This is a genomic window from Hyphomicrobium sp., assembly GCF_051860585.1.
GTDB lineage: Bacteria > Pseudomonadota > Alphaproteobacteria > Rhizobiales > Hyphomicrobiaceae > Hyphomicrobium_C.
Window position 1 is genome coordinate 14662 of sequence record NZ_JBHYDS010000009.1, and the last position, 15077, is coordinate 29738.

A 15077-nucleotide genomic window follows, 5' to 3' on the forward strand; every position below is an offset into this window, starting at 1 on the left:
GCGTTCGCGCGCGTGTCGAATGTCAGACCGCGTTTGTCTCTCGAAACGGCGGCGAAGTCACGCCGGGCGTGAGGCTCCTTAGGGGCGATCGCGCCAGCTCAGCGGACCGGAACGTTCGAAAATCCATCCGTACTGCTCGGTCATGTGCCGCGCGCGCCGGATGCGATAGGCCACGAGCCCGATGACGGCGAGGAGCGCGAAGTCGATGAGAAAGCTCAGCGGCGACAGCAGCGTGGCGCCGAACAGCGCATAATGCAGAAACCGCACGGCGGCCGCGATGATCGCCGTATAGACGAGCACCGGCCAGACCGGAGTCCATCCCTCGGCCACGGCCTGTCCGGTCCGCCAGGCCGCGCCGCCGCCGATGGCGAGCGTGAGCAGCAGGAACGGGGTGAGGCCGCCGCCCGGCGGGAGCGCGTAGCCGAGCGAGGTGAGGAACCCTTCGATCATCAATGCCTCCCGCCTTCGAGGTAGGCCTGGCGGATCTCGGGCCGGGCCAGCAACTCCCGCCCGGCGCCAGCCATCGTGATGGCGCCGTTGATCATCACATAGGCCCGATGCGCGAGGCGCAGCGCGTGGAAGGCGTTCTGCTCGACGAGGAAGATGGTCATGCCCTGTGCGTTGAGTTCGGCCAGCGTCGCGAAAATCTGTTTGACGATCAGCGGCGCGAGACCCAGCGACGGCTCGTCGAGCATCAGCAACTTGGGCCGGGCCATGAGCGCTCGCGCGATGGCGAGCATCTGCTGCTCGCCGCCCGAGAGCGTGCCCCCGCGCTGCAGAAGGCGCTCCTTGAGACGCGGAAAGAGAGTTGTGACGCGTTCGAGGTCCGCCTCGAAATTCTCTCCCCCGTCGACGGCCGCGCCCATCTGCAGGTTTTCGAACACCGTCATGCGCTGGAAGATGCGCCGGCCTTCGGGAGCCTGCGAGATGCGCAGACGCGCGATCTCGTGCGTGGCGAGGTGCGTAATCGGCCGGCCCTCGAAGAGAATCTGACCCTCTTTCGCGCGCGGATTGCCGAACACCGTCATCATCAGCGTCGACTTGCCGGCGCCGTTGGCGCCGATCAGCGTCACGATCTCGCCGCGGTGCACATCGAGCGATACGCCCTTGAGCGCCTGGATGTTGCCGTAGAAGGCCGAGACATTGGAAACCGTCAACAAGGGTGCGCTCATGGTCCGCTCCCTCGTGTCACCGCCACCAAGTCCTGGTCCTCGACGCCGAGGTAGGCGGCGATCACCTTTGGATCGTTCTTGACGCTGTCTGCCGTGCCGTCGGCGATCTTGGTGCCGTACTCGATCACGACGACATGATCGGAAATGTCCATCACCACCGACATGTCGTGCTCGATGAGCAGGATCGAAACGCCGGTTTGCGCCCGGATGCCGCGCAGGAGCTTCGTCAGCTCGGCGCTTTCGCGATTGTTGAGGCCCGCCGCCGGCTCGTCGAGGCAAAGCAGCACGGGGTTCGTACACATGGCGCGCGCGATTTCGAGCCGCCGCTGTGCGCCATAGGGCAGTTCTCCGGCAAGGTGATCGGCGCGGTCCACGAGCCCGACGACCTCGAGCCACGCCCGCGCCAGCTTCAGCGCCTTGTGTTCTGCCGCGCGATAGGTCGCCAAGCCGAGCAGCCCGCCGAGGCTCCAGCCGGACGCGCGCATCAGCGTCTTGTGCTGCGCGACGATCAGGTTTTCGAGCACCGTCATGCCCGGGAACAGGCGGATATTCTGGAACGTGCGCGCCACGCGCGCCTGCGACGCGATCTCGTGATCGGGCATCCGCTCAAGCAGGAACAGCTCCGGATTTTTCCCGTGCGTGCGGCGACGGTCGGAGCGGGTCAGCACGTCCACCGCATCCGGAGTGGCGGCCGAGCCGTGCGCCAGCGCCATCCGTCCGCTGGTCGGTTTGTAAAAACCGGTGATACAGTTGAAGACCGTCGTCTTGCCCGCGCCGTTCGGACCGATCAGCGCCGTGATGTCGCCGCGCCCGACCTGGAACGACAGGTCCTTGACGGCGACCAGGCCGCCGAAGCGCATGGAAAGGTGATCGACGACGAGAAGAGGTTCGGATTGCCAGCGCATTGCCTCACTCCGCCGGCTGGAGTCGGTGCGCGGGGCTACCGCGCGTCGGTCGCGGCTCGAGCCGCACGCTCGGCTCGCGCGTCGCAATAAGCCCCTTCGGCCGCAACACCATCAGCACGACCATCGCAAGCCCGAACAGCAGCATGCGGTACTGCGCAGGATCGAACCCGCTTCCAAATACGGCCTGCAATGCGCCGAGTTCGCGCAGAAGCTCCGTGCCGCCGATCATGGCCGCCGCTGCGATCACGACGCCAACCATGCTGCCGAGCCCGCCGAGCACGACGATGGCGACGATCATTGCGCTCTCGAGGAACTCGAACGACTTGGGGCTCACGAAGCTGTAATGGGCGGCGAAGAAGGCGCCCGCCAGTCCCCCAAAGAATGCGCCGGCCGCGAACGCCGTGAGTTTGGTCGTCACCGTGTTGATGCCGAGCGAACGGCACGCGATCTCATCTTCGCGCAAGGCTTCCCAGGCGCGCCCCACCGGCAGTGTTCTGAGGCGGAGCGTCACGAAATAGGCGGCCAGCGCCAGCGCGAGTACGAGGTAGTACATGAATGCGAGCCGGTAGATCGGCACATAGGGGATCGAGAGCGCCGACCAGATCGAGTCGGGACCCGGGCCGATCGAATAGCCGAACAACGTCGGCTTCGGAATGTCGGAGAAGCCCGCATAGCCGCCGGTGACAGGCACCCAGTTGACGATGACGAGGCGCACGATCTCCGCGAACGCGAGGGTGACGATGGCGATGTAGTCGCCCTTGAGGCGCAGCACCGGCAGGCTGATCAGGACGCCCCAGAGCGCCGCGATGATGCCCGCGAGCGGCAGTGCGATCCAGAATGACAGGCCGAAGGTCGTTGTAAGGAGCGCCGTGCTGTACGCGCCGACCGCGTAGAAGGCCACGAAACCGAGATCGAGAAGGCCGGCAAGACCGAGGATGATGTTGAGACCGAGCCCGAGCAGAACATAGATCAGGATCTGGATTCCGTAGGTGTCGACGACCTTCAAAACGCCCGGACCGCCGGCGGAGGCCATGGCGGCGGCGAGAAATGGAAACGCAAGGAGCAGCGCCAGCCCGACGCGCGGCAGATAACGCAGGTAGGGATGCGGCGGCACTTCGCTGCGGGGCTTCGCGACGCTGCGGACAAAGCCTGCCGGATAGAGGAGGGCGATGACGAAGCGGACGGCGAAGGCGACGCCGGCCAGTGTCAACGCCAGTCCCCAGCGTTGGTCCAGCACGAGCTGGTTCGACAAGTTGGTGTCGGTGCGAAGTGCAACGATCGGGAAGGCCAGACCGAAGGTCACCAGGGCCGCGATGAACGCCGATTTCAACGCGTCGCCTAGGTGTCCCATCGTTTAGACCTTCTCGACGTCCGGGCGGCCCAACAGCCCGGAGGGCATGAAGATCAGCACGATGGCGAGGATCGAGAAGGCCGCGACGTCCTTGTAGTCGATCGTGAAATAGGCCGACCAGAAGGTCTCGATCAGGCCGATCAGGAGCCCGCCGAGCACGGCGCCCGGCAGCGAGCCGATGCCGCCGAGCACGGCGGCCGTGAACGCCTTCACGCCGGGCACGAACCCGTCCGAAAAACTGACGACGCCGTAATAGGTCATCCAAAGCAGCCCCGCGACCGACGCCAGCGCCGCGCCCATGATGAATGTGATCGAGATCGTGCGGTCCACGTCGACGCCGAGCAGCGAGGCCATCTTGCGGTCCTGTTCGCAGGCGCGTTGCGCGCGCCCGAGCGAGGTGCGCTGGACGACATACCAAAGCACGCCGAGCAGCAGGGCCGTCACCAACATGATCACGAGCTGCTTCTCGGCCAGCGTCACCGAGCCTTGGCCGATCGGGATCACGATGACATTCGAGAGGATGGGCTCCAGCGACTTGTTGCGTGGGCCCTGCACGAGTTGCACGAAGTTCGACAGGAAGATCGACATGCCGATGGCGGAGATCATCGGCGCGAGGCGGAACGAGCCCCTCAACGGCCGATAGGCCAGCTTTTCGATCACCCAGCCCCAGAGGCTGGTCAGCGCCATGCCAAGCACGAGCACGATCAGCAGCGCTATCCCGAGCGAGCTGATGCCGAGCAGTTGCGTAAGGGCAAGGAAGAGGATGAGCGCGATGAAGGCGGCCAGCATGAACACGTCGCCATGGGCGAAATTCACCATGCCGATGATGCCGTAGACCATCGTGTAGCCGATGGCGATGAGACCGTAGATGGAACCGAGCGTGAGCCCGTTGATCAGCTGCTGGATGAAATAGTCCATTGTCGCGGCCGTTCCCCCGAATAGGCACTCACCTTAGCTGTTTAGGCTGGGTGCGGCGCGGATGGGAAACGATTTTTCGGCCGCAATGACCAGGAAGTGGCGACACGGGCGCACGTGCTGTGGATTTGTGCAGAGCGGACGTATTTATAGCGACGCCGGGGCGTCGGCTGCGTCTACCTAAGCGTCTGCAACGGCGCGCGATTCGCCGGAATTGTCGGCCGGATCCGGGATCACGGCCTCAAATCATGTTGTGCGAGCCGTCGCACCAGGGCTCGTCGTCTGTGGCTTTGCAGCCGCAGAGATTGAAGGTGCCGGTCGATGGCGCCACGAATTCCAGCGGCTCGAGGTCGGTCACGCTGTGCGAGCCGTCGCAGAACGGCTGCGCCTGCGAACGTCCGCAGCGGCAATACCAGTACGTCTGCCCTTCGACGAGTTCGACCTGAAAGGGGCCTGCCTGCGCGACGACGGGATCATCAGACATGATTCAATTCCTAGAGATGCCTAGCCATCGGCGTATCGGCTTCCTCGCCGACCGGCAAGACCCCCGACGCCGGAATATAAGCCGCTCTGATAGGTCGGATTTTTTGGTCGTGACGGCGTCGCCTTCAGACGACCTCGATCGGATAGCGTTCGATCGTCTCGCCACCCTCATCGTCGAGCCATGTCACCCGCAACTCGCCGGGCCCCGGCACCTTGAGATAGAACGAGATGTAGGGGTTGGCGGAAATGCTGGGACCAAACTCCGCCGTGAACACCGGCTTCCCATCGTATTCGGCTTTGAACGTATGGATGATGTTGCGCGGGATCGGCTGCCCGTCGGCGGTCTTGCGGTTGCCCGTTTCCATGACATGCGTGATGAGCGCCTTGATCTCGATCACGTCGCCGGTGGCAGTCTGCTCGGGCAGCTTGAGGCGGGGTTTGGAAGCGGCCATGATCCTACTCCGTCCCGCATCCGCCGATGCCGACATCGACCATCTGCCGCCCGATCAGGAGCGAGTTGCTGGACGTCAGCGCCACGGCGACGACCTCTTGCGTCTTGGCGAGGCGCATGCGTCCGGACACGATCGCCTTGCCGGAGAGCGGCGTGAAATGGAAGACCGCGACGGTCGCCTGCGGGTTCTGCGTCGAGAGCAGGGTGACGCGCTGGATGTTGTCCTCCGCGCTCATCGGGCTTTCGATGCTGATTTTGTAGGGAACGATGTTGCCGTTCTCGGCATAGTCCGGCAGCTCCAGCGTGACGCGCCCTTCGATCGGCGTGCCGTTTCCAACCACCTTTGCGAAGGCGTCTCCGAACTGGTCCGTCGGAACGAGGGGAGGCGGGTCCGCGGCGGCTGCGGTGGCAGACTTGTCGGTCTCGGCGAAGACCGCGTCAGGAAGCGTTGCCGCCGCCGCGAGCGCTCCCGCGCCCGCCAGAACGGCACGGCGATTCACGGGGCATCCCTGTGCCGCCGGGCGCTCGTGTGCCGCCGGGCAATCGTGTGCCGAAACCGATTTTCTCACGTCCGTGCTCGCATCATTTTCCAAAGCGCGCTGCCGAAGGCGGGGAACGCGCGCCCTCGCTTACACATAAGCTTGGCTTACACATAAGAATGCGCGCGCATCGTGACCATAGCTGCTTCTCGTCATACTTAGGGACTGGTAGCATGCGAACAAACGAAGGTGCAAAAAATGGCCCTCGACCACGTCGGAACTGACACAGGACCGCGCAGAAAACGCGCGGGGATAGTGGCAGCGTATGCGTTTGTGCTGGCCTCCGCCGTGCTCATGTTTGGCGGGCTCGTCGCGGGTGCCCTGACATCGCTCCCGTCCCGCGCCGCCTCTCCCATCCGCCTCGTGATGGTGGAAGAGCCAGGCTGCCGCTTCTGCCAGAAGTGGCATGCCGAGATCGGACGCGGATATCGCAATACGGATGAAGGCCGCTTCGCGCCGTTGCAGCGCGTCCGCCGCGGCGCGCCGGAGCTCACCGGCCTCGCGCCCGTCATCTACACCCCGACCTTCATCCTAATGCGATCCGGCGAGGAACTCGGCCGCGTCACCGGGTATCCCGGCGCGGATTACTTTTATGAAGAGCTGCGGCCGTTGCTGTCCGCGGCCGGATACTTTCCAGGTTTCGGGGCCAAGGAGGCCAGTACGCGATGACCCAGATCGACGGCCACATCGACCGGCGCCAGTTCGCGCTCGCGCTTGCCGCCGTGCCGCTGTCGCTCAGCGCCGCCGCGCGCGCGGCGCGCGCCGCCGCCAAAGCCCGCGTCGTCATCGTCGGCGGCGGCCCCGCGGGCGCAACCGTTGCGGTCACTCTCAAGCGCGCCTCACCCGACCTCGACGTGACGCTCATCGAGCCGCAGACCCAGTACACGTCCTGCTTCTACTCCAACCATTTCATCGGCGGCTTCATGCCGATCACGCGCATTACGAACACCTATGACGGCCTGACCGCGCTCGGCATCAACGTCGTGCACGCGCACGCCACGGGCTTCGATGCCGCGAAACGCGAGGTCGCGATCGAGAAGGGCGCGAACCTCCGCTACGACAGGCTCGTCGTCGCGCCCGGCATCGGGTTCAAGTACGGCGCCATCGAAGGCTACAGCGAGGCGGCGAGCTATTTCATGCCGCACGCCTGGTCGGGCGGACGCCAATCGAAGCTGCTGCGCGAGCGCCTGGACGACATGGAAGACGGCGGACTGGTCGTCATCGCCGCCCCGCGCAATCCCTATCGGTGCCCGCCGGGGCCGTATGAACGCGCCTGCCTGATCGCCAACTACCTCCAGCGCGAGAAGCCGAAGAGCAAGCTTGTCATCCTCGATCCCAAGATGGCGTTTTCCAAGCAGGCCGTCTTCGAGGAAGCCTTCGCCAAATACTACAAGGACATTATCGAACTGCGGCTCACCAACGACATCGACGACATGAGCGTCGCGCGCGTCGATCCCAAGACGGGCGAGGTGGTGACGAAATCGGGCGAGACGTTCAAGGCCGCGGTCGCCAACATCATTCCGGATCAGACCGCCGGTGCCATCGCTCTGTCATCCGGCCTAGCCGAGGGCGATTGGTGTCCCATCGTGCCGGAAACGTTTCGGTCGGCAAAAATGGACAACGTCTATGTCGTCGGTGACGCGACCATCGCCAACGACATGCCGAAATCGGCCTTTTCCGCCAGCAACCAGGCCCGCGCCGTCGCCGGCCAGATCCTCGCCGACCTGACCGGCGCCGAACGCCCGCCGGCGGCCTACCGCAACACCTGCTGGTCCATGCTGACGCCGGGCGACAGCGTGAAGATCGGCGCCGACTACGCGCCGGGCGACGCCAAGGGCAAGCACATCCTGGTCGCCAAGGATCCCTTCATTTCGAAACCTGGAGAGACGGCGGAGCTGCGCAAGGAGAACTACGAGGAAAGCCTCGCCTGGTACGAGACGCTGACGGCTGACATGTTCGCCAAGACGGCCTCCGCCACCGGCAAGCATCCCCATGCAGGACGCGGTTAACGGCGGACGCTGACCCGCAAGAATTCAATTGGCGACGGACGATACAACGTTAACGCCCAGTAAAGACAAAGATTTCTCTGAATTCATTGTCGCGGAGAGGAACGCTTTATACTCTTCGCTTACCATATCGGCTCGAAGCGCGTTTTTGCGTGTGAAGCAGAAGCGTCGTATCGAAGGCGGGGTAGCCTCAGCAACTCTGAGCGGCCTACGCCTAGGCGATGTTGAACGTGCTGTGACACGTGCTGGACACGAGCGGGATGCGCCCCCTGGCGCCGGCCGCTCCCCGAGCACGACGGATCAGCGCGACAGACCAAAGAGCGGAGCCCCCGATGGCGTTGATCCTGCTTCTGATCACTTTGATCGCGGTCGCGCTTGCGCTCGGCATCTGGCGGGCGTCTCCCTGGCAATGGGCGGCCGGCCTCGGCCTCGTCGCGCTGGCTTGGCAGTGCGGTGCATTCCATGGCGGCCTGCACGCGCCGCATTTCGGCTTTCTCGGCTTGCTCACTTGGCTCGGCCTGGCCGGGCTCGCCGCACTCTCGGTCGCCGAGGTTCGCCGCAAGGTTCTGGTCCAGCCGGCCTTCAAGCTCGTCCGCAACATCCTGCCGAAGGTTTCCGACACGGAGCAGCAGGCGCTCGACGCTGGCACGGTTGGCTTCGACGCCGAGATCTTTTCCGGCACGCCCGACTGGCTGAAGCTGCGCGCCATTCCGCCGATCGTGCTGACGCCCGAAGAGCGCGCCTTCCTCGATGGCCCGACCGAGCAGCTCTGCGCCATGGTCGACCACTGGCAGATCCGCCACGCGGAGCGCCGCATGCCGACCGAGATCTGGGATTTCGTGAAAGCGCACGGCTTCCTGGGCATGCTGATTTCGAAAGAACATGGCGGCCTCGGATTCTCCGCCCAGGCCCAGTCCCTGATCCTCGGCAAGATCGCCTCCCGCTCGCCGGACGTCGTCACCATCGTCATGGTCCCGAACTCGCTCGGCCCGGGTGAACTGATCGAGAAGTACGGCACCGACGAGCAGAAGCACCATTTCCTGCCGCGCTTGGCACAGGGCCTCGAAGTGCCCTGCTTCTCGCTCACCGGCCCGACCTCCGGGTCAGATGCGGCGACCATGCGCGACATCGGTTACGTGACGAAAGGCGAGCACGAAGGCCGCGAAGTCGTCGGCATCCGCCTGTCGTGGGACAAGCGCTACATCACGCTCGGACCGGAGGCGACGCTGGTCGGCCTCGCGTTCCGCCTCTTCGATCCCGACAAGGTCCTGGGCGACACCGAGGATATCGGCATCACCGTCGCGCTCATTCCGGCGACGCATCCCGGCGTGAACATCGGCCGTCGCCACCTTCCCTCGGGCGCGGCTTTCCCGAACGGCCCCAACTGGGGCACGGACGTCTTCATTCCCATGGAATGGGTCATCGGCGGCCAAGCGATGGTCGGCAACGGCTGGCGCATGCTGATGGAATGCCTGTCGGCGGGACGAGCGATCTCTCTGCCGTCCTCGGCAACGGCCGGCGCCAAGGCCATGCTGCGCGTCACGACCGCCTATGCCCGCATCCGCCGCCAGTTCGGCCTCCCCATCGCGCGAATGGAAGGCGTCGACGAGCCGCTCGCCCGTCTCGTCGAGACGGCCTATGTCAACGAAGCCGCCCGCGCCGTCACGGCCGCCATGGTATCGCGCGGAGAACGCCCCTCCGTCATTTCGGCGCTGATGAAATACCAGACCACCGAGAAACTGCGCCGGGCCGTCAATGACGCGTTCGACATCCACGGCGGGCGCGCCATCTGCGATGGCCCCTCGAACTACCTGCAATCCGCCTATCAGCTCGTCCCCGTCGGCATCACCGTCGAAGGCGCCAACATCCTCACCCGCACGCTGATCACCTTTGCGCAAGGCGCGCTGCGCTCGCATCCCTACCTGTACAAGGAGGTGCAGGCCGTCCAGGACACCGACACCAAGCGCGGCCTCGCCGCCTTCGAAGACGCGCTGCTCGGCCATATCTCGTTCTCGATTTCGAACATTGCCGGCGCGTTCTTCCACAACATCACGCTCGGTCTGTTCGGCGAGGTGCCGGATCGCGCTGACGGTCTGGAGACCATTTACCGCCAGCTCTCGCGCGCCTCGCGCAACTTTGCCCTCGTTGCCGATCTCACGGTCGCGACTCTTGGCGGCGGCCTCAAGGTCAAGCAGAAGATCACCGGCCGTCTCGCCGACGCGCTCTCCGAGATCTACCTCCTGTGCTGCGTCCTGAAGCGCTTCGAGGACGACGGGCGCCCCGAGCCCGATCGCGCCATTGTCGCCTTCGCTGCCGCCAACGGCCTGCATCGCTTCGAGGAAGCCCTCCGCGGCACGGTCGAGAACTTCCCCAATCCGGTCGTGCGTGTCCTGCTGCGCGTGCTCGTGTTCCCGTTCGGCCGCCACTACTATCCGGCCCCCGACGCGCTGGGCTCGCGGATCGTGCGTCTCGTCACGGAGCCGGGGCCCGTCCGCGACCGCCTCACGCGCGACATCTACATTTCGGACGACCCGGACGACGCGACCGGTCTGCTCGAGGTCACGCTGAAAAAGGTCGTCGCCGCCGAGGAAGCCGAAAAGAAACTCGAACGCGCCATCCGTTCCGGCACCGTGCGGCGTTATCACGGCATCGACTGGATTGCGGCCGCGGCCGACGCGGGCTCGATCACCGAAAGCGAAGCGCTGATGCTGCGCGAGGTCGAGACGTTGACGGCCCGCGTCATTGCGGTCGATCATTTCGCGCCTGAGGAATTGGAGCCGAACTACCGCAAGGTGTCCGCTTCGAGTCTCGGGCACAACTCGCGCGGCCTTCCGGCCGATGCGGAAAAACAGATGTAATGGGAGTTCGACCGATGTCCGACGGCGGCGAGAGAACGGAAGACGCATCCGCGAGCACGCTCGCGTTTCGCGACTGGCACTTCTCGGTCGATCAGGAAGGGATCGGCTGGGCGATCTTTGATCGCGAGGGCGCAAGCGCCAACGCGCTCGGCTCGCGGCCCCTGCAGGAACTGTCGGCCATCGTCGATTGGGCCGAAGAGGGCGCGCGCCGCCGCACGATGTGCGGCCTCGTCATCCTCTCCGGCAAGGACAAGGGCTTCATCGTCGGCGCCGACATCAACGAGTTCGACGGCTTCGAGACGGAAGCCCAGGTGCTCGACCGCCTCGGCATGGTGCTCGCGCTGTTCGACCGCATCGAACGGCTGCAGATCCCGGTCGTGGCCGGCATCCACGGCGTCTGCGTCGGCGGCGGCCTGGAACTCGTGCTCGCATGCCATTACCGCATCGCTACCCGCGATCCGTCGACGAAGGTCGGTTTCCCCGAGGTCAAGCTCGGCATCTTCCCCGGCTGGCACGGCACCGCGCGCTCGATCCGCCAAGCCGGACCCGTGGCCGCGATGCAGGCGATGCTGACGGGCTCGATGATCGGTGCGTCGCGCGCACGCGCCATGGGTCTGATCGACGAACTGGTCGCGAGCCGCAGCGCGCTCCGCTGGGCCGCACGCCGCGCCGTGCAGAAGAAGCGCAAGGCCAAGCCCGCAGGTTTCGCGCAATCGCTGCTGACGCGCTGGCCTGCCCGCGCCCTGCTCGCCAAGAAGATGCGCGACGAGACCAAGAAAAAGGCCCGCGAGGCGCATTACCCCGCGCCCTTCCGCCTGATCGATCTGTTCGAGCTGCACGGCGGCGATCTCGATGCGATGAAGGCTGCGGAAACGCGCTACTTCGCGCCGCTCCTGATTTCCGATCAGTCCCGCAACCTGCGCCGCGTCTTCAAGCTCTCTGAACTGCTCAAGGGCCAGGCTCCGAAAGACCAGGCCTGGAAGCCGCTGCGCGTCCATGTCATCGGCGCAGGCACGATGGGCGCCGACATCGCCGGCTGGTGTGTCGCCTCGGGCATGGAGGCAACGCTTCAGGATCTCTCGCCGGAGGTGATCGAAAAGGGCATCAAGGCGCAGGGCCGGCTGTTCTCGCGCAAGTTCAAGACCAAGGCGGAGAAGGCGGCCGCGAAAGCGCGCCTGATCGCCGATCCCAGCGGCGCCGGTGCATCGCGCGCCGACATCATCATCGAGGCCATCGTCGAACGTCTCGACGTCAAGCAGAAGCTGTTTGCGGCGCTGGAAGGCATCATCAAGCCCGGCGCCGTGCTGGCCACCAACACGTCCTCGCTCGAAATTGAAGCCATCGCCGCGCCGCTGAAAGATCCAGGCCGCCTGATCGGCATCCACTTCTTCAATCCGGTGGCCCAGATGCCGCTTGTCGAGGTCGTGCGCGGTGCGCAAAGCCGCGAGGAAGAGGTGAAGAAGGGCGCAACCTTCGTCACCGCCATCGGCAAGTTCCCGCTCGTCACCAAGAGCGTCCCCGGCTTCCTCGTCAACCGCGTGCTCGCGCCCTACATGATGGAAGCGATGGCCCGGCTTGAGAAGGGCGAGGAAAAAGAAAAGATCGACGAGGCCGCGCGCGCGTTCGGCATGCCGATGGGCCCCATCGAGCTGTCGGATAACGTCGGTCTCGATGTCTGCGCGCACGTCGGGCGCATCCTCGGGCTCTCGCCCGAAGGCTCGATGCTGCAGCGTCTGGTGGATTCCAAGAAGCTCGGCAAGAAAACGGGCGAGGGCTTTTACGTCTGGAAGGATGGCAAAGCCGAGAGGAGCGAAAAGACGTATCCCGCGGACGAGCTTGAGCGGCTCGGACGCGAACTGATCGAGCCGCTGATCAGGGAATCGCAGCGCGCGCTCGACGACGGCGTGGTGGAAAGCGCGGATCTGGTCGATGCTGGCGTCATTTTCGGCACCGGCTTCGCGCCCTTCCGCGGCGGTCCGTTGCACTTCAAGGCGAACGAGCAGAACCAGGGCGCGGCAACGCGCGAAGCTGCGGAATAACGGTCGCGCTCAGCGTACAGCGGGCGGACAGAGGAGAGCGAAGCATGGCTGGAACTTTGCGGCGAATCGGCATCGTAGGCGGCGTGCGCACGCCGTTCTGCCGCTCGAATACCCTCTACGCCGATTTGTCCAATCTCGATCTGATGACGGCGGCGCTGAACGGCCTCGTCGACAAATACCGGCTCAAGGGCGTGCACATCGACGAGGTCGTCGGCGGCGCGGTCGTCACGCACTCGAAGGATTTCAATCTGGCGCGCGAGGCGGTGCTTGGCACCAAGCTTGCGCCGTCGACGCCGGGCATCACGCTCCAGCAGGCCTGCGGCACCAGCCTTCAGGCCGCGGCCATGATCGGCGCGAAGATCGCCTCGGGTGAAATCGAGTGCGGCATCGCTGTCGGCTCCGACACCACATCCGATGCGCCCATCGTGTTCTCGAAGAAGTTTTCGGCCCGCATGATTCAGGTCGGCCAGCAGAAGACGCTGATGGACCGCATCCGTGTCTTCAAGGGCTTCAGCCCGAGCGAACTCGCGCCCCAGCCGCCGAACGTCGCCGAGCCGCGCACCGGCCTCACCATGGGCCAGCACTGCGAGCTGATGGCGCGCGAATGGAAAATTGGCCGCCAGGAGCAGGACCGCTTCGCGTTTGAAAGCCACCGCAAGGGCGCCGACGCCTATCGCTCGGGCTACATGGACGATCTGATCGTCCCGACAGCCGGCGTGTTCCGCGATAACAACCTTCGCGAGGACATGAGCCTCGACAAGCTCGCGACGCTGAAGACCGCCTTCGACAAATCCGACAAGGGCACGCTGACGGCCGCGAACTCCACGCCCATGACGGACGGCGCCGCCTGCGTGCTGCTGTGTAGTGAAGAGTGGGCGGCCAAGCACGGCCTCGCCCTGCAGTCGTACCTCACCTATTCGCAAAGCTCGGCCAACAACTTCACCGAGGGCGAGGGATTGCTGATGGCGCCGACCATTGCCGTCTCGCGTATGCTGGAGCGCGCCCATCTTTCGCTGCAGGATTTCGACTACTACGAGATCCACGAGGCGTTCGCCGCCCAGGTGCTCGCCACCCTCAAGGCGTGGGAAGATCCGATCTACTGCAAGACGCACTTCGGCAAGGATATGCCGCTCGGCTCGATCGATCGGACCAAGCTCAACGTGAAAGGCTCGTCGCTGGCGTTCGGGCATCCCTTCGCGGCGACCGGCGCGCGCGTGCTGGCCAACCTGTCGAAGCTGCTGTCCGAGCACGGCGGTCGTGGTCTGATCTCCGTCTGCACGGCAGGCGGCATGGGTGTGGCCGCGATCCTCGAAAGCGCCAACCGCGCTGAAGCTCGCGTCGCAGCCTGATCCAAAGGGCTTGCCCGGCTTAACGGCGTGCCGTGAGGCGCGCCGCCCTGCGTCACCGAGGCAATCTCGGTGAGCGCCGGATCTATCCCGCGTGCTCCGTTGTTGCATCTGATCGCCCGGGCCGATGCCCGCGGCGGTCATCGGTGCACACAGGGGATGATCATGACTCGAGACAAGATCTTGTCGCGCCGCGCAGCTTTGACCGGGCTCGCGGGCGGCGCGGCCGCGTTGGCCAGCGCACGCACGGCCACGGCCGTCGAAACACCCGCCAGCCCTCAACTCGCGAACGTCTGCCGCATGACGCCGCGCATGGTCGAAGGCCCCTTCTATTTCGATCCCGACCTCGTCCGCGAAGACATCACCGAAGGCCGGCCGGGCGTGTCGCTCAAGCTCCATATCCAGGTGACGGACGGTGCCACGTGTCAGCCGATCCCGGCCGCACGCGTCGATGTTTGGCACTGCGACGCGACAGGGCAGTACTCCGGCTACGACGGGCAGGGCGACGACCCGGGGATTTCGACCAAAGGCGAGAAATTCCTGCGCGGCACGCAGTTGACGAGCGGCACGGGCGAAGTCTCGTTCAAGACCATCTTCCCCGGCTGGTATCGCGGTCGCACCACGCATATCCATTTCAAGGTTCTGCTCGACGAGAAGTCGATGCTGACCGGGCAGATGTATTTTCCCGATGCACTGGCGGAGTACATCTTCGCCAACATCGCGCCCTATAACGCCCGCTCGGCGAAGCGCGACACGCTCAACAGCACGGACTTTATCGCGCGCGCGGACGAGGACCACATCTCCTTCGTGAGCCTGCGCGAGGAGGCGGACACGTACGTCGCGACGCTGGTGATCGGTGTGGACCGCGCTGCCGGACCCGAGCGTGCGGGATTCGGCCGTCCGCCCGGCCCGCCACCCGGCGGGCCCCGTGGTCCGCGCGGCCCCGAAGGTGGCCCGGCAGAGCCCCGCGGTACGGGCTCTATCGTTCCCGGCGGCAATAGCTGATTTGACA

The 15077-nt window shown here is 65.2% G+C and carries 14 protein-coding genes; 6 read left to right on the forward strand and 8 right to left on the reverse strand.

Annotated elements, in window-relative coordinates; translation table 11 throughout:
• Positions 1-78: 78 nt before the first annotated feature.
• The 8 genes from ACTIFK_RS14475 to ACTIFK_RS14510 form a co-directional block, all read right to left on the reverse strand.
• Positions 79-450 carry a DUF6867 family protein gene (locus tag ACTIFK_RS14475; RefSeq protein WP_439543791.1) on the reverse strand — a complete coding sequence of 124 codons (372 nt, stop codon included), beginning with the start codon at positions 448-450 and terminating at the stop codon, positions 79-81.
• Entirely contained in the window at positions 450-1172 is a 723-nt protein-coding gene (locus ACTIFK_RS14480) for an ABC transporter ATP-binding protein (protein WP_439543792.1), read from the reverse strand. Before ACTIFK_RS14480 ends, ACTIFK_RS14475 begins: the two co-directional genes overlap by 1 nt.
• The gene (locus ACTIFK_RS14485; RefSeq protein WP_439543793.1) at positions 1169-2077 is read right to left on the reverse strand and encodes an ABC transporter ATP-binding protein; all 909 of its coding nucleotides are present in this window, start codon (positions 2075-2077) and stop codon (positions 1169-1171) included. The genes ACTIFK_RS14480 and ACTIFK_RS14485 overlap by 4 nt, the downstream gene beginning before the upstream one ends.
• Positions 2078-2081: 4 nt before the next feature.
• Positions 2082-3428, reverse strand: coding sequence for a high-affinity branched-chain amino acid ABC transporter permease LivM (gene livM, locus ACTIFK_RS14490; RefSeq protein WP_439543794.1), 1347 nt, complete (start codon positions 3426-3428; stop codon positions 2082-2084).
• Between the two features lie 3 nt (positions 3429-3431).
• Positions 3432-4346: a branched-chain amino acid ABC transporter permease gene (locus ACTIFK_RS14495; protein WP_439543795.1), complete on the reverse strand. Its 915-nt coding sequence runs from the start codon at positions 4344-4346 to the stop codon at positions 3432-3434.
• A 238-nt stretch (positions 4347-4584) separates the two neighbouring features.
• A complete protein-coding gene (locus tag ACTIFK_RS14500) occupies positions 4585-4827 on the reverse strand; it encodes a CDGSH iron-sulfur domain-containing protein (protein WP_439543796.1) in 243 nt (80 codons plus the stop codon).
• Positions 4828-4951: 124 nt separating this feature from the next.
• Complete coding sequence (soxZ, locus tag ACTIFK_RS14505; RefSeq protein ID WP_439543797.1) at positions 4952-5278, reverse strand: thiosulfate oxidation carrier complex protein SoxZ; 327 nt, start codon at positions 5276-5278, stop codon at positions 4952-4954.
• Between the two features lie 4 nt (positions 5279-5282).
• Positions 5283-5777 carry a thiosulfate oxidation carrier protein SoxY gene (locus ACTIFK_RS14510; protein ID WP_439543798.1) on the reverse strand — a complete coding sequence of 165 codons (495 nt, stop codon included), beginning with the start codon at positions 5775-5777 and terminating at the stop codon, positions 5283-5285.
• Positions 5778-6071: 294 nt separating this feature from the next.
• On the opposite strand from ACTIFK_RS14510, the gene ACTIFK_RS14515 reads away from it, so the two are divergent.
• The 6 genes from ACTIFK_RS14515 to ACTIFK_RS14540 all read left to right on the forward strand — a co-directional run bounded on the left by ACTIFK_RS14515 (position 6072) and on the right by ACTIFK_RS14540 (position 15070).
• Complete coding sequence (locus tag ACTIFK_RS14515) at positions 6072-6485, forward strand: hypothetical protein (protein ID WP_439543799.1); 414 nt, start codon at positions 6072-6074, stop codon at positions 6483-6485.
• The gene (locus ACTIFK_RS14520) at positions 6482-7825 is read left to right on the forward strand and encodes an FCSD flavin-binding domain-containing protein (RefSeq protein ID WP_439543800.1); all 1344 of its coding nucleotides are present in this window, start codon (positions 6482-6484) and stop codon (positions 7823-7825) included. The genes ACTIFK_RS14515 and ACTIFK_RS14520 overlap by 4 nt, the downstream gene beginning before the upstream one ends.
• 329 nt (positions 7826-8154) lie before the next feature.
• A complete protein-coding gene (locus tag ACTIFK_RS14525; RefSeq protein WP_439543801.1) occupies positions 8155-10680 on the forward strand; it encodes an acyl-CoA dehydrogenase in 2526 nt (841 codons plus the stop codon).
• Between the two features lie 14 nt (positions 10681-10694).
• The gene (locus ACTIFK_RS14530; protein WP_439543802.1) at positions 10695-12719 is read left to right on the forward strand and encodes a 3-hydroxyacyl-CoA dehydrogenase NAD-binding domain-containing protein; all 2025 of its coding nucleotides are present in this window, start codon (positions 10695-10697) and stop codon (positions 12717-12719) included.
• Positions 12720-12763: 44 nt separating this feature from the next.
• The gene (locus tag ACTIFK_RS14535; RefSeq protein ID WP_439543803.1) at positions 12764-14068 is read left to right on the forward strand and encodes an acetyl-CoA C-acetyltransferase; all 1305 of its coding nucleotides are present in this window, start codon (positions 12764-12766) and stop codon (positions 14066-14068) included.
• Between the two features lie 162 nt (positions 14069-14230).
• The gene (locus ACTIFK_RS14540; protein ID WP_439543804.1) at positions 14231-15070 is read left to right on the forward strand and encodes an intradiol ring-cleavage dioxygenase; all 840 of its coding nucleotides are present in this window, start codon (positions 14231-14233) and stop codon (positions 15068-15070) included.
• Positions 15071-15077 lie beyond the last annotated feature (7 nt).

What these genes read in the sequence shown, in the direction of transcription:
- ACTIFK_RS14475 (WP_439543791.1), bottom strand. Translation starts at nt 450, where the DNA reads ATGATCGAAGGGTTCCTCACCTCGCTCGGCTACGCGCTCCCGCCGGGC.
- ACTIFK_RS14480 (WP_439543792.1), bottom strand. Translation starts at nt 1,172, where the DNA reads ATGAGCGCACCCTTGTTGACGGTTTCCAATGTCTCGGCCTTCTACGGC.
- ACTIFK_RS14485 (WP_439543793.1), bottom strand. Translation starts at nt 2,077, where the DNA reads ATGCGCTGGCAATCCGAACCTCTTCTCGTCGTCGATCACCTTTCCATG.
- livM (WP_439543794.1), bottom strand. Translation starts at nt 3,428, where the DNA reads ATGGGACACCTAGGCGACGCGTTGAAATCGGCGTTCATCGCGGCCCTG.
- ACTIFK_RS14495 (WP_439543795.1), bottom strand. Translation starts at nt 4,346, where the DNA reads ATGGACTATTTCATCCAGCAGCTGATCAACGGGCTCACGCTCGGTTCC.
- ACTIFK_RS14500 (WP_439543796.1), bottom strand. Translation starts at nt 4,827, where the DNA reads ATGTCTGATGATCCCGTCGTCGCGCAGGCAGGCCCCTTTCAGGTCGAA.
- soxZ (WP_439543797.1), bottom strand. Translation starts at nt 5,278, where the DNA reads ATGGCCGCTTCCAAACCCCGCCTCAAGCTGCCCGAGCAGACTGCCACC.
- ACTIFK_RS14520 (WP_439543800.1), top strand. Translation starts at nt 6,482, where the DNA reads ATGACCCAGATCGACGGCCACATCGACCGGCGCCAGTTCGCGCTCGCG.
- ACTIFK_RS14525 (WP_439543801.1), top strand. Translation starts at nt 8,155, where the DNA reads ATGGCGTTGATCCTGCTTCTGATCACTTTGATCGCGGTCGCGCTTGCG.
- ACTIFK_RS14530 (WP_439543802.1), top strand. Translation starts at nt 10,695, where the DNA reads ATGTCCGACGGCGGCGAGAGAACGGAAGACGCATCCGCGAGCACGCTC.
- ACTIFK_RS14535 (WP_439543803.1), top strand. Translation starts at nt 12,764, where the DNA reads ATGGCTGGAACTTTGCGGCGAATCGGCATCGTAGGCGGCGTGCGCACG.
- ACTIFK_RS14540 (WP_439543804.1), top strand. Translation starts at nt 14,231, where the DNA reads ATGACTCGAGACAAGATCTTGTCGCGCCGCGCAGCTTTGACCGGGCTC.